Below are 12994 nucleotides of genomic sequence, written 5' to 3'. Positions count from 1 at the left end.
TTATGCTTTAGGGTTTTCTAAAACGAGTGCAATCCCTTGGCCACCGCCTATACAGAGTGAGGCGACTCCATATTTGACACCTCGTCTTTGCATTTCGAGTGCTAGAGTTAAAGTCACTCTATTGCCCGATGCTCCGAGTGGATGTCCAATGGCGATGGCACCTCCATTGACATTTGTGATTTTGGGGTCGAGACCTAATTCCTTTTGGACAGCCAGATATTGGGCAGCAAATGCCTCATTGACTTCCACAAGGCCAACATCCTTTAAGGATATACCAGCTTGTTTCAGTGCCAGTGGAATGGCAACTGCAGGGCCAATGCCCATCTTCGCTGGGTCGCAACCAGCATGACCCCATCCCTTGATGATGGCAAGGGGCTCTTTTCCTAATTTTTTGCTTTGGCTTGCCGAAGCGATGACCAATGCAGAAGCCCCATCATTGATACCGGAAGCATTCCCAGCTGTAACACTTCCGTCTTTTTTAAAGGCAGGTTTTAGGCCACTTAGCTTTGCAGCACTTGCCTTACCTTTTACAAACTCATCTTTTTCAAAGACAATGGGAGTCTTTCCACCAATTGTGATTGGATGGATTTCGTCTTTCAATCGCCCTTCATTGGTCGCGGCTTCCGCTCTTTCCTGGGAAATCGCAGCCCATTCGTCTTGCTCTTCACGTGAGATTTTATATTGGTCTGAAAGATTTTCGGCTGTCATACCCATAGGCAATTCAACGTAAACGTCTGTTAGGCCTTGTGCCAACGAATCTTCAAATTCTGTATTTCCATAACGAACGCCAAATCGTGCATTTCTCACAACGTAGGGTGCATTGCTCATGGATTCAACACCACCAGCTAAAACTGTATGTGCTTCTGAGAGTAATATCTTTTTTGCCGCTTGCACCACTGATTCCATTCCAGAACCGCATAACCGATTTAGTGTGAGGGCTGGCGCAGAGACCGGAACACCTGATTTTAAGCCAATATGCCTTGCTAAATAGATTCCATCCTTTCCTGTTGGGATCACATTCCCAAAAATGGATTCTTCGATGATTTGTGGGTCGATACCGACTTTCGCCATCGCTGCTTTTGAGACTTCCACACCCAAATCCACTGCACTCATGTCCTTGAGAGTACCACCGAAATTTCCGAAGGCTGAACGTAGGCCGCCTAAAATATAAACTTGTTCCATGAAACCAAAAACTGATGAATTTCCTCCCCTGTCAGCCAAGAATTCAAAATAAACTTGAAAGTGAGAGGCAAGGAAACTACTCTATTCAGGCATGAATCGCCAACCTCTCTTCGGCTTGGATGCCGGCTTTCTTTCCAAACAATCTGCCAATATGATCCGCCTATATCTGCAAAAGCGATATAGCATTGTTGCCAACAAACCTGTCCCCCTCAGCGCCTCTGCTTCCTCTCTCTACCCTGGCCTCGGATTGATCCAAAAAGGAAACGAAACTAGCAAAATTGGTAAAGGTTTGGTCGTTGGTTCGATTCGTATGGGTTACGGCCACCACCGAATGGCTCTTTCCGTTTACTCACATTCATTGGCGGCCAAAATTCCTAGTTTCCTGCATGACCTCCTCGCCATCGAATCCAATGAATCCAGGGCGATCCATGATATCGACCAATCCTATAGTTTTTTCAGCAGACTCTCTGCAGAAATGGGTGGTCCTGTGGAATGGATATGGGGCCAACTCATGTCACAAGGAAATTTAACCTCTTTAGAACTTTCCTGCCAGCTTGCGGATCTCTATAAAAATTTAATGATCGACCTTCCAAAAGAAAATCCTGTTATCACAACATATCCGTTAAATGGTCAAATTGCCGTTGCCTCTGGCTTTAAAACGGTTATCCACCTAATCTGTGATACCTACCCACAATATTATCTGCTCGTTCCTGGTGCTCTCAATTTAGTGCAAACGCAAACCGCCTATAAAAAGTTTTTACAAATGGGAGTCCCAAAAGAAAATCTAGCCTACGCAGGTCACTGGGTTTCCAGAGACATTGCACACAATGCAGAGTCTGACACCCTAACAAGAATCAGACGAATTGATGAAAGGAAAAAAAGAAGATTCTTGATCCCAATCGGAGGTGCGGGAGCGCAAAAAGGTTTTATCCAAGAATTGATTGCGCTCTCCAAATCAGCTCTACTTGATCGAGACTTTCACTTTTGGATCAACACCGGTGATCATACAAAGGTCTTCAATGCTTTAGAAGAATTTTTAAATACCCATAAAATACCTTTTAGAAGTGTGCTTACCTGGGAACAGTTAAATGAGTTTATTGACGACCATCCATTGAAGGAAGACGAAAGAGATAAGACACCTTCTGTGGTTCTCTTTAATTTCCCATCCCATACAGAGGCATTTAGCGCCACTGATCGATTGATTCGTATTTCAGATGTACTCGTTACAAAGCCTTCAGAATTGGCCTTCTTTCCTATCCCAAAACTATTCATTAGAAGAGTGGGTGACCATGAAGCTGCCTCCGTTGCCCATTCACTCGAATTAGGTGAAGGTACAGTAGAGTGCAGAGAACCAAAACATGCGCACGAGTTAATTGAGATCTTTGCCTTTTCAAATGAAATGCTGCAAAGAATGAATGAAAAAGTGATCAAACATTCCAATGATTCAGTCTATCAAGGAAGTAAGATGGCAGTAGATCTAATAAAGGATCAATTTTAGAATCTTTTTTGGAGCTCTAATTTGGTTTCTTCCCAAATGGGAGCAATCTTTGTTGCTATGCTAATGCAGGTATCTATGTCACCAGTCTTTGCTTTGGACTCTGCTTCTATGACAAGAGCAGAAAGTGCCGAAAGACCAAAGTTCGCCGCGACTCCTTTGATTTGGTGCAACTCAGACTGAAGGTCTTTGGCCGAACGTGCTTCCATAAACTGGCCCAAGTTTTGGATGCGGACTGCCATATTTTCCAATAAGGACGCGATCATTTCCTTTAACCAGTTGAGGTCATCGGGATCGTTGGTATCCACGAGCGATTCGATTCTGGACCAATCTATTAACAAAACACTCTCCGAATTAACTTATAGAATGTTCTTAATTAAAAGATGTAAATTACTTTTTAAAAAATCATTTGCATCTCATAGAATCTTCCAATTTATTGAGGGAACTTATGAAGATTCACCCAACAGCAATCATTGATCCTAAAGCCGAATTGCACGAGTCCGTTGAAATCGGACCTTTTTGTATTGTTGAAAAAGATGTTCAGATTGGAGAGGGAACAAAGATAGAGTCCCATGCACGTATCCTTACCGGTTCACGAATCGGAAAATTCAATAAGTTTTGTTCAGGAGTCACCTTTGGTGGGATTCCACAAGATTTAGGCTTTAAAGCGGAAACCCCCACCTACATCGAGATTGGCGATAACAATACACTCAAGGAAAATTGTATTTTCCACAGGGCAACCAAAGAAGGTGGCTACACAAAAATTGGTAACCATAATTTCTTTATGGGGAATATACACATTGCGCATGATTGTCTCGTCGGGGACCACAACATCATGGTTCAGAACAGTATGATCGCAGGCCATGTTGTCATTGGAAATCGGGTCTTTGTCTCTGGCTTAACAGGCATCCACCAATTTGTTCGAGTGGGTGATTTTGCAATGGTTGCTGGACTTGCAAAAATCGTAAAAGACATTCCTCCTTATAGTACTATCGATGGAAACCCAGCGACAGTCATTGGCTTAAACTCAGTTGGATTAAAGCGAAATGGCTTCAATGGAGACACAAGGAATGCGATCAAAAAAGCTTATAAAGTTTTATACCACATGGGACTCAATACTTCACAGGCGATCGCGGAATTAGAAAAAGATAAAGATCTGATCCCAGAAGTAAGGTACATCATCGACTTCTTCAAGGCGAGTAAACGTGGTGTGACCGACCATAGAGCCATCGGTGGGTCTGACGAAGAATGAAAGTTTTAGTCACAGGTGGAGCCGGTTATATTGGTTCCCATATCGTACTCGAGCTTATGGAGCTAGGGTATGATATAACTGTCGTAGATGATATGACCAATGGAAACGAAGCCAATTTGTTTCCAAACAATCAATTCATCCAAGGAAAGATCCAAGATTCATCTGTCTTGGAAAAAGCCTTTTCGAAGGGGATCGATGCTGTCTTTCACTTTGCTGCCTGGAAAGCTGCAGGTGAATCTATGACAGATCCCATGAAATATACACTTAATAATTTAAATGGCACTTTTGTTTTGTTAGATGCCATGCTTAAGTATGGAACAAAATACTTTGTATTTTCCTCCTCGGCAGCAGTCTATGGTGCGCCCAAATATTTGCCCATAGATGAAAATCATCCTACCGATCCTGAAAATTACTATGGTTACACAAAACTTGCAATAGAAGAAAATCTTCGGTGGTTTGATAAACTCAAAGGTTTAAAGTCCGCTTGCCTTCGTTATTTCAATGCGGCTGGCTATGACCCAAAAGGTAGAATCCGAGGTATTGAAAAAACTCCCGCAAATTTACTTCCCATCATTATGGAAGTAGCTTCAGGCCTGAGAAAGGGCTTTGAAATTTTCGGTGAGGATTATAACACAGAAGATGGAACATGCATCCGAGATTATATCCATGTAAGTGACTTAGCAAAAGCCCACATTCTCGCTTTAGATTATATCAGAACACATAATGAAAGCTTAACGGTGAACCTAGGCTCTGAAAATGGCTATTCTGTTAAAGAAATGACCAAAATTGCAGAAGAGATCGTAGGGAAAGCCATCCCACATAAAATCGTAGGTAGAAGAGCCGGCGATCCAGCAAAGTTACTCGCCTCATCGGCGAAAGGCAAAGATTTACTCAAATGGGAACCTAAGTTCAGTGACGCAAAGACTTTGATAGAATCCATGTGGGATCTATACAAAAGTCTTTAGTTGAATTGTTTCGCGATTTTGTCACAATCTGAATTGATTGAACGGACAAATTCTACACTTTTATCACCTAACTCTTCTGAGCCAAGAAAACTTCCACTAATGCTTATTTTCTTTTCAGAATATGCTTTCAACCATGCAGCCTGTAAATTTTGGGCAATTGGTGCATAAGACCAATGCCACTTTTCTTCTTGGTATCCTTTGCCTCCCCTTTTCGCCAATTCATTGTAAGGTTGGCAAAAACCGTAAAGATGTGCATTTTTCTGTAACCAATCGTATAAAATCTTTCCTCTTCCATTTCCTTCGAAGTAGCCATTGTCCAAAGCATTTAGGTCAAAGTCTGTTCCCCAGTGGTGCCTTGACGTTCCAGGTGCACTGGAGAATTCTAAGATCAATGCAATGATCTCCGCAGGTGTCTTATCTTTAATGGGGACTCTCATAGCTTTTTTGCCAGTAAACTTGGATTCCCAGATTTGTTTTTGTTGGTTGAAATTTCGAAAAGAGGAGACAAGAAAGATTTCTTGTTTGTAGCTGGCAGGCTTAGAATCCTCAAAGGCATCGATCATTTTCAATAGCGCAGACTTAACTTCAGGGCGGAGAAAATGGTCTTTTTGGTTTTCCTCCAATTGGATAGGAATCAATCCCTGGTTAGCATTGTATTTTCCCATCAAATATTCAAATGGATTCAACTTAAGGTAGAGAGATTCCTGATTTTTGGATTGGGCAGATAAATGAATACTTGTGCTGATCAAAAATAAAAAACTAAAAGATGATATGTGGATACGTTTCATAATCGAGGGCTTTGGGAAATCCTTTGGCTTTCTATGGGGAAGTCAATTCGCAAATAAAAATTTACCTTCATTGAATCGAGCAGAGATCTCTGATTTTTCAAGCTCGTCACCCTTACTATATTTCATTGCGTCTGCCCTGGCCAATTCTAATAGAGAACGATCGTGCACTAAATCTGCAATTTTAAACTCAGGAAGTCCACTTTGTTTGACACCCAACAATTCACCTGGTCCTCTAATTTCCAAATCTTTTTCAGAGAGTGCATAACCATCATTAGTTTGTGTAAGAGCATCAAGTCTTTCCCGAGCGTCATCACTCACAAACTCCTCAGTCATCAGGATGCAATAACTTTCCAGGTCACTTCTACCTACCCTTCCCCGAAGCTGGTGCAATTGGGAAATTCCAAATCGGTCAGCATGTTCTACAACAAGAATCGTCGCATTAGGAACATCGACTCCTACCTCTACGACAGTTGTTGTCACAAGGATTTGCAATTCATTTTGTTTGAAAGAATTCATAACCATATCTTTGTCCGAACCTTTCATCTTTCCGTGCAAGAGACCTACCTTACAGTCTGGAAATATTTCTTTGCTCAAGTATTCATGAGCCTTTGTGCAAGATTCAAGATCCACCTTTTCTGATTCTTCTACTAGAGGGTATACAATATAACACTGCCTTCCTTCTTTGATGTATTTACGAATGGAATTATAAACTCCTGCTCTGCGGTCTTCTTTGTACCATCTTGTATCAATAGGCTTTCTACCTTTTGGTTTTGTTTTGATATTTACCAAATCTAAATCACCATAGAGAGAAAGACAAAGTGTTCTAGGAATTGGTGTCGCAGTCATTGCGAGAATATCTGGATTTTTACCTTTTGAGCGTATCGTTTCCCTTTGGTCTACTCCAAACTTATGCTGTTCATCTATGATCACCAATCCAAGATCTGAAAACAAAATATCCTCTTGTAGTAGAGAATGAGTGCCGATGACCAATGCAGATTCGCCTGTTTTGATTCTTTGTAATTTATCTGAGCGTATTTTTTTATTCTCTCCACCTAACAAAAGCTCAATACCAAGAAAAGGCATGTTTCCCAAAAATTTATAAATGGATTCATAGTGTTGGCGCGCTAATATTTCTGTTGGAGCCATAAAGGCAACTTGGATTTGGTTATCAATATAATGAAGTGCGATTAGTAGTGCAGTTATAGTTTTTCCCGAACCCACATCACCTTGCAATAGAGCAGCCAAGGGCACATCCTTTTGAGACAATGAGAGTATTTGTTTTACAGCATTTATTTGATCCTCGGTTAACTCAAATGGCAATCGAGATAACAATGAATCCGCTGACTTTGATTTTGGAATAGGCCATAACTCTCGTTTGATGCTTTCTCTTTTACTTTTTTTGTAATTTTGGAGGAGTTGAAAAAAATAAAACTCCTCGTAAACAAATCGTTTTCGAGCCAGTTCCATCTCTTCTAAGGATTCTGGAAAATGGATATGCCGAAATGCTAAATCTCTAGGAATTAGATTTCTCTCTTTTAATAATGGCTTGGGTAAGTTTTCTACAATGGGTATTTCTTCTAAGGCAGAGAAGATTAATTTTCGAAAACCTCTTGAATCGAATCCTTCTTCTTTTAAACTTTCGTTGGAAGGGTAAAGCGGAATGATTCTGCCGGCATGTATGGAAGCAGTATCTTCTTCACCTTCATCGGATAAAAACTCGTATTCTGGGTGTACGATCTGGTACCCTCTATAGTATTCCAATTTTCCAGAAATGATCAGCCTACGGTCATTTTTAAAAACTTTTTGAAAGAAGTGAACTCCACGAAAGAAAACTAAATTGATTCTCTCATTGTTCTGAGTCCGGAATCCTACGATGAGTCGACTTTTTTTTCCGTGGACAATGTAGTGATCGCTGATAGATCCCAGTAAGGTGACTAACTCACCTTGTTTTAAGATAATATCTTTTGTAAAATTTCGGTCTAGGTACCTTCGCGGAAAGGTTGTTAGCAAATCCAGGATGGTCAGAATGCCATTTGCTTTTAATACCTCGGCTCGTTTGTTTCCAACTCCAGGCAGTATTTGTAATGGAGAAAGAATATTTGCATCAGACTTCAAAGTCCATCTCCGCACTTGGTTTTTGTTTGATCTCCTGGAAGCCAGAATCAACGATCAAATAACAGTACTTACATCCATATATCTGTGCTTGTTTTTTTCCTTCTGAATTCACATAGGCAGAAATGGCTGCATACAAAAACTCATCCTTTCTCAAAAAAGTCCCACACACGGGACAAATCCTTGGCCTTGGAACATCGGGATTCCACTCTTTTGAATAAACTTTCTTAGGATCCGCAGAGCGAAGTTGGTTTTCTTTCTCTTGTCTTTTTTTTTCTTTTTGGTCAAGAGTTTGGTTGTCGACTGCAGAAAGTGCATAGAGAAAGAAGGCTGCCGTAATCACCACTCCAACGATCGTTACAAAGGTGACCATAGTCACTTCCCACGTATGAAATCTTCTGAACTTACATTTGAATTTGGGTTTTGTGCGATGAGTTGTAATTCCTTACCAGAACAATCCACCTCAATCAATCGATGGATGGTTTCCTCTTTCAGTTGGCAAAGATTTGTTTGAACTACTTGTCGGTTCTCGAGAAATATTTCTGCAAAGTAACCTCCTTCTTGGTAACCGTAAACTGAATCAACGGCTCCGAAATTGGAGGGATTTACAAACACTGTATTTCTTTTCTTTAGTACACCTTGGTCTTCGTGGACATGGCCTGATACAACTAGCGCCGGTGACTCATCATCCAAGTATCTACGAATACCTTGGCTTCCCACATGGCCCATCCCGGGGATCTTATCAAAATAGCCATAGGCAGGATTGTGGATCACACAAACATCAGGCAACTCTTCTCTGAAGAAGTCCTCGGGTTCACTATAGTTCTTACCCTGTTTTGTATATTCATGAAATACAACGGTCAACTTCTCAGGAATCCCAGAAGTCCAAATAGGAGCTCCACCATAACCTGAGAACTTTAAATTTCCTTCTTCAAAGCTCTTTCTATGGATTTCTCTTTGGTAAAGAGCAGTGTATTGAAGGTCCAAATCATAATTTCCAGGCAAACAATACACAGGTGATTTTGCATATCTTTGGATCAGCATTTCAATGATTTCATACTTATCTTTCATCGTTTTAGCTGCGATCTTGTATAAATCTCTATACTTATGTGATTTTTCTAAGATAGCCTGAGAGTATTTTTCTGGGAAACGGATTGCCTTTGTAGTGAAATCGAAGGGTTTTAAATCATCTTTACTTTCATTTAACAAATAGTATATCTCTTCTTGCACACCGCAAAACTCAATGATGCGATCATAAGAGAAAAATGCTTTGTAAATGATATCACCAGAAAAAAGGTAGAGATCTGCTTCCGTTGACTGTAAAATCTTTTTTAAGCCGTGAAGGCCATCATGAATATCAGTAAGATAAACAATTTTCATAAATTGGAAGCTTCCCAAAGAGGAATCGAAAGATCGCTATCCTCTTCTAAAAAATCAATACGAAGGTATTCAGGACCAAAAAAATCAACAAGTGGTTTCAATATAGTTCCTGATCGTAAGAGGAAATACACATCTTCATTATCGGCCACTAGATATTGGATTTCTATTTTTCCAGCGATAGAAGGAACTAAATCCAAAAAATAGTTCAAATTGACTTGGACCTCCCACTGTAGACCAGTGAGAGAAAGCACCTTTGGCGCGTTTTTGATGATAGAAGCCAGGACTTTCTTTTTGTGAAATGGATCGATCTTTGCAAACCATCTAACAAAATCAAATTTACGAGGTTTTGTATCCCAAATCCTATACCCGATGATTCTAAGGTGTGCCTTATTGTCTCGGACCGATACTGGTTTCAATCTTACGCGGTAGTGAACCGCACTCACGCCCACCAACCTAGAGATCCACAACCAATTCATTCGGTATATGCCTGTGAAATGAATCTCTCCCCTTACGGATGTTACAGCTAAGGTTTCCAAATCAGGATCTTTTGCAATAATCTCTGATTTAATGACAGAACGGAGATTTTTTAGGAGTAAAGTTACCCGATAATTGCTCTTCACCACCGTTTTCGGCGTAAGGAGAAGATTCAAAGGGTTGAAACGGAAGAGATCCGTCAAAAGCATAAATTAAAATTAATTTCTATTGCCATTTTGAAAAGCGAATTTAAAGTACTGAACTCATGAAGATTGGAGTCATTGGCGCAGGAAGTTTTGGCACCGCACTAGGTAGCATATTAGCGGACAAGGGGTATGAAGTCGTTCTTTGGACAAGGAGCGACGACCAAGCAAAGTCTATTAATGAAAAACACATTAATAACAAACATATGCCAGAGCTTGTCCTACCAGAAAAACTGAAGGCAAGCACTGATTTGATCGAGGTTGTGCGGGAAAAGGACATGATTGTGTCAGCGCCGCCTTCCCATGCACTCAGTGACATCCTTCGCAAGATCAAGGACCACCTCCCCGCAAAAACACCAATTGTTTCTGCCTCGAAAGGGATCGAAAATGAATCTTTGCGATTGGTCTCCGAGATTTTTGAATCTGAACTGCCCGGTTCCTTTCATTCACAACTGTCCTACCTTTCTGGGCCGAGCTTTGCCAAGGAAATGGTTCGGAAGGTTCCGACCATTGTATCCATCGCATCCAAAAATGAAGCAACAGCCAAAAGAGTCCAAGAGATCTTCAGTTTCACTTATTTTCGTACATACTGGACACCAGATGTTGTCGGAGTAGAAGTCGGCGGGGCTTTGAAAAATGTCATTGCGATTGCTGCAGGCGTAGCGGACGGATTGGGTTTTGGCCAAAATACCCGAGCTGCTCTCATCACTCGTGGTCTGAATGAAATCACAAGGATGGGTTTGAAAATGGGAGCAGATCCTATGACCTTCCTTGGGCCTTCGGGCATGGGGGATTTAGTTCTCACCTGTTGCGGAGAGGCTTCTAGAAACAGAACTGTTGGTTTCCGTTTAGGAAAGGGGGAAAAGTTAAAAGACATCCTTGCGTCTATGAATGAGGTCGCTGAGGGGGTTAAAACGACTCTGTCTACTAAAAATCTGGCCGATAAACTTGGAGTGGAAATGGCAATTACGAGCGAAGTTTATCGAATGTTATATGAAGATAAAGATCCCAAAGAAGTTGTGAAAGCGCTTATGAGCCGAGATCTGAAAAGAGAAGGTGTTTAAATTTGATTTAGAAAATGTTGATTTTTTAATAAACATTTCGTCTATTAACTAAGCAACTATGTCTATATTTTCTTTTAGAAGTATTTTAAAAAGATACTTCGCCTATTCATTGTTATTTGGTTTTTTGATGGGAGTCATGTTTCGAGTCATCACTCCTATTTTTGTAGCATTTCACAGTTTACTTTTAGAGAGAGTTTTCACTGGTCTCTGCATCATTGCAGGATTATGTGTTGGCTACTTTTCCTATATCATCGGAAAAAAATCGTTGCTACGCACCATCCTTAACGTTGGTCACTTTACGGAGTCGTTAGCCAAAGGTGACTTTCGTTCGAGGCTCTCGATTCAGTCCAAAGATGAAATAGGTGAATTTGTCCATAATTTCAATTCATTGATGGATGTTGTAAAAAATGCAATTTCTACGATTCAAGGACTATCCTTGAATATAGATGAAACTTTGAATGAACAACACTCTGCCACAAATGATCTTTCTCAAAATGCACAAAAATTATCCTCTGGGTATGACTATCTACTTTCCGAATCCGAAAAAAATGCAAAAGATTTAAGTTTTTCCATTTCTCAGTTCACAGTCTTGGTCTACTCAATGGAATCTTTGATCCAAAAAATCGATGAACTTTCCTCAGCAGTCTTACGACTAAACACGATATCAAAACAAAGTCTTTTGGAGATACGTGGATTTGAAGAGAAATTTTCGAGTGTAGACACACATTTACAATCTCTTAAAAAAAATATGGACTATATTGATTTAAGTTCTGACAAAATTGCTAAAACAATTTCAACGGTCCAATCCATTTCTGACAAAATAAATCTTCTCTCCTTAAATGCGGCTATTGAATCGGCAAGAGCTGGAGAACACGGCAGAGGATTTGCGGTCGTATCGGAAGAGATTTCAAAACTAGCAACACAAACAAGGGCTAGTTTAAAAGATATTCAAAGTTTGGTGACAGATAACCAAAGCCAAGTCAAGACAGGTATGTTATCTTTTTACCAGAGTTCAGAGTTTATCGCCGAAGTGTTAAATGATACAAAAAAAATTGTCGAAAATTTTGAAAATCTTGGCACTGAGATGGAAACGCAATCAAAAAACCAAACAAACGTTTCTCGAGAAGCAAATGAAGCGATTGAAATAACAAATCTTATCCAATCAATTTTGAAGCGTTACCAGGAATCTTTCGATGAAATAAAGAATGTTATCAATTCAGTAAGCGAAATAGGTATACAGAATGCTGCATCCGCAGAAGAACTATCCGCTTCTGCCGAAGAGATAAAATTGATTTCTAATCGTTTAGCAGAACAGGCCCAATTCTTTCGTTTAAATTGAAAGATGAAATAGCCTTTGTGATTGAATTTAAAAATGTCTGGTTCTTTTGAAATCCGAAGAACCAGTTTGTGAAGAAGTATCTATTTTGTATTCTTGACGGAAAGACCGGAAATTAGGGAGTCAAAACTTGCTACATCTCTTTCAAAATTTGACTCTAGTGTAAAAGCAATAAACTGAATCGAACCAAATTTCCCGCTAGATAGAAAGTTATAAAAAATAAAGTTCAATCCTTTTGAGGATGCTCTATACTTTACAATCTTACCAGGTTGTCCATTGACTAAGACTTCTTCCACGTCAATGATGTATGCATCCGGATCCACTTCTTTCGCATTTGCCAGTACGATTTCGGGAAAAGATTCCATAGGGATCTCAATTCCCTCATAGATTACCATAGAATAGGATGTACGCTTTGTATTTTCAAAACCAAATTCAGCGGATTCATTGGAGGATTTTACCTTCTCCCATTGGTTAGGATTGTATGAGATTGAATAGGAGCCATCATACTTACTTGTGATCACGGATGTTTGTTCTTTACCTGAATTCAATTTTCGCATTGAACTTGGTATAGAATCCAACTTCGCAACCGGAGCATACCTCCAAGTAAAGTCATCATTCAAAATTACTTTTTTTCCAGATTTTGTAGTCGCCTCTTCAGCCACCAAACCAATTGCCAAGATCAGCAATGAAACGATTAATCCATTTCTCATATTTTCCCCAATTGCTTTAGGATTAGGAATATG

The 12994-nt window shown here is 40.1% G+C and carries 13 protein-coding genes; 5 read left to right on the top strand and 8 right to left on the bottom strand.

Annotation, left to right across the window (positions count from 1 at the left end; all coding sequences use genetic code 11):
* Window positions 1-1182 (bottom strand): acetyl-CoA C-acetyltransferase, encoded by a 1182-nt coding sequence (locus tag DI060_RS16435; RefSeq protein WP_108978002.1) that lies wholly within the window; start codon window positions 1180-1182, stop codon window positions 1-3.
* Window positions 1183-1273: 91 nt separating this feature from the next.
* Between DI060_RS16435 and DI060_RS16430 the strand changes: the two genes are divergently transcribed.
* Window positions 1274-2680 carry a DUF6938 domain-containing protein gene (locus DI060_RS16430; RefSeq protein ID WP_108978001.1) on the top strand — a complete coding sequence of 469 codons (1407 nt, stop codon included), beginning with the start codon at window positions 1274-1276 and terminating at the stop codon, window positions 2678-2680.
* On the opposite strand, the gene DI060_RS16425 is transcribed toward DI060_RS16430, so the two are convergent.
* Complete coding sequence (locus DI060_RS16425) at window positions 2677-3018, bottom strand: Hpt domain-containing protein (protein WP_244594457.1); 342 nt, start codon at window positions 3016-3018, stop codon at window positions 2677-2679. The two genes, DI060_RS16430 and DI060_RS16425, sit on opposite strands and share 4 nt — an antisense overlap.
* A gap of 107 nt (window positions 3019-3125) precedes the next feature.
* Here DI060_RS16425 and lpxA point away from each other — a divergent pair, with 107 nt between their 5' ends.
* Both lpxA and galE read left to right on the top strand, forming a co-directional pair.
* Window positions 3126-3929 (top strand): acyl-ACP--UDP-N-acetylglucosamine O-acyltransferase, encoded by an 804-nt coding sequence (gene lpxA, locus DI060_RS16420; protein ID WP_108978000.1) that lies wholly within the window; start codon window positions 3126-3128, stop codon window positions 3927-3929.
* Window positions 3926-4894, top strand: a complete 969-nt coding sequence (gene galE, locus DI060_RS16415) for a UDP-glucose 4-epimerase GalE (protein ID WP_108977999.1) — start codon at window positions 3926-3928, stop codon at window positions 4892-4894. The genes lpxA and galE overlap by 4 nt, the downstream gene beginning before the upstream one ends.
* Here galE and DI060_RS16410 read toward each other — a convergent pair.
* Genes DI060_RS16410 through DI060_RS16390 form a run of 5 tightly spaced genes read right to left on the bottom strand, consistent with a single transcriptional unit; the run spans window position 4891 to window position 9794 of the window.
* Entirely contained in the window at window positions 4891-5682 is a 792-nt protein-coding gene (locus DI060_RS16410; RefSeq protein ID WP_108977998.1) for a M15 family metallopeptidase, read from the bottom strand. The genes galE and DI060_RS16410 overlap by 4 nt on opposite strands.
* A gap of 42 nt (window positions 5683-5724) precedes the next feature.
* Window positions 5725-7797, bottom strand: coding sequence for an ATP-dependent DNA helicase RecG (gene recG / locus DI060_RS16405; protein WP_108977997.1), 2073 nt, complete (start codon window positions 7795-7797; stop codon window positions 5725-5727).
* On the bottom strand, window positions 7787-8167 hold the full coding sequence (locus DI060_RS16400; RefSeq protein WP_108977996.1) for a hypothetical protein: 381 nt from the start codon (window positions 8165-8167) through the stop codon (window positions 7787-7789). Before DI060_RS16400 ends, recG begins: the two co-directional genes overlap by 11 nt.
* Before the next feature lie 2 nt (window positions 8168-8169).
* Complete coding sequence (locus DI060_RS16395; protein ID WP_108977995.1) at window positions 8170-9174, bottom strand: metallophosphoesterase family protein; 1005 nt, start codon at window positions 9172-9174, stop codon at window positions 8170-8172.
* Window positions 9171-9794 (bottom strand): hypothetical protein, encoded by a 624-nt coding sequence (locus tag DI060_RS16390; protein WP_244594456.1) that lies wholly within the window; start codon window positions 9792-9794, stop codon window positions 9171-9173. Before DI060_RS16390 ends, DI060_RS16395 begins: the two co-directional genes overlap by 4 nt.
* A gap of 119 nt (window positions 9795-9913) precedes the next feature.
* On the opposite strand from DI060_RS16390, the gene DI060_RS16385 reads away from it, so the two are divergent.
* Both DI060_RS16385 and DI060_RS16380 read left to right on the top strand, forming a co-directional pair.
* On the top strand, window positions 9914-10915 hold the full coding sequence (locus DI060_RS16385; RefSeq protein WP_108977993.1) for an NAD(P)H-dependent glycerol-3-phosphate dehydrogenase: 1002 nt from the start codon (window positions 9914-9916) through the stop codon (window positions 10913-10915).
* 58 nt (window positions 10916-10973) lie between these two features.
* Complete coding sequence (locus DI060_RS16380) at window positions 10974-12254, top strand: methyl-accepting chemotaxis protein (RefSeq protein ID WP_108977992.1); 1281 nt, start codon at window positions 10974-10976, stop codon at window positions 12252-12254.
* An 80-nt stretch (window positions 12255-12334) separates the two neighbouring features.
* Here the strand turns inward: DI060_RS16380 and DI060_RS16375 are convergent, their stop codons facing one another.
* Window positions 12335-12961: a hypothetical protein gene (locus DI060_RS16375; protein WP_108977991.1), complete on the bottom strand. Its 627-nt coding sequence runs from the start codon at window positions 12959-12961 to the stop codon at window positions 12335-12337.
* Window positions 12962-12994: the final 33 nt, after the last annotated feature.

It is taken from the genome of Leptospira ryugenii, from assembly GCF_003114855.1.
In the GTDB taxonomy this organism is placed as follows: domain Bacteria; phylum Spirochaetota; class Leptospiria; order Leptospirales; family Leptospiraceae; genus Leptospira_A; species Leptospira_A ryugenii.
The sequence above is the reverse complement of the archived record's forward strand: the minus strand, read 5'-3'. Positions and strand labels throughout refer to the sequence as shown.

Coding starts and splice junctions, on each gene's coding strand:
- galE (WP_108977999.1), top strand. CDS start 3,926: ATGAAAGTTTTAGTCACAGGTGGAGCCGGTTATATTGGTTCCCATATC.
- DI060_RS16435 (WP_108978002.1), bottom strand. CDS start 1,182: ATGGAACAAGTTTATATTTTAGGCGGCCTACGTTCAGCCTTCGGAAAT.
- lpxA (WP_108978000.1), top strand. CDS start 3,126: ATGAAGATTCACCCAACAGCAATCATTGATCCTAAAGCCGAATTGCAC.
- DI060_RS16380 (WP_108977992.1), top strand. CDS start 10,974: ATGTCTATATTTTCTTTTAGAAGTATTTTAAAAAGATACTTCGCCTAT.
- DI060_RS16400 (WP_108977996.1), bottom strand. CDS start 8,167: ATGGTCACCTTTGTAACGATCGTTGGAGTGGTGATTACGGCAGCCTTC.
- DI060_RS16395 (WP_108977995.1), bottom strand. CDS start 9,174: ATGAAAATTGTTTATCTTACTGATATTCATGATGGCCTTCACGGCTTA.
- DI060_RS16410 (WP_108977998.1), bottom strand. CDS start 5,682: ATGAAACGTATCCACATATCATCTTTTAGTTTTTTATTTTTGATCAGC.
- DI060_RS16375 (WP_108977991.1), bottom strand. CDS start 12,961: ATGAGAAATGGATTAATCGTTTCATTGCTGATCTTGGCAATTGGTTTG.
- DI060_RS16385 (WP_108977993.1), top strand. CDS start 9,914: ATGAAGATTGGAGTCATTGGCGCAGGAAGTTTTGGCACCGCACTAGGT.
- DI060_RS16430 (WP_108978001.1), top strand. CDS start 1,274: ATGAATCGCCAACCTCTCTTCGGCTTGGATGCCGGCTTTCTTTCCAAA.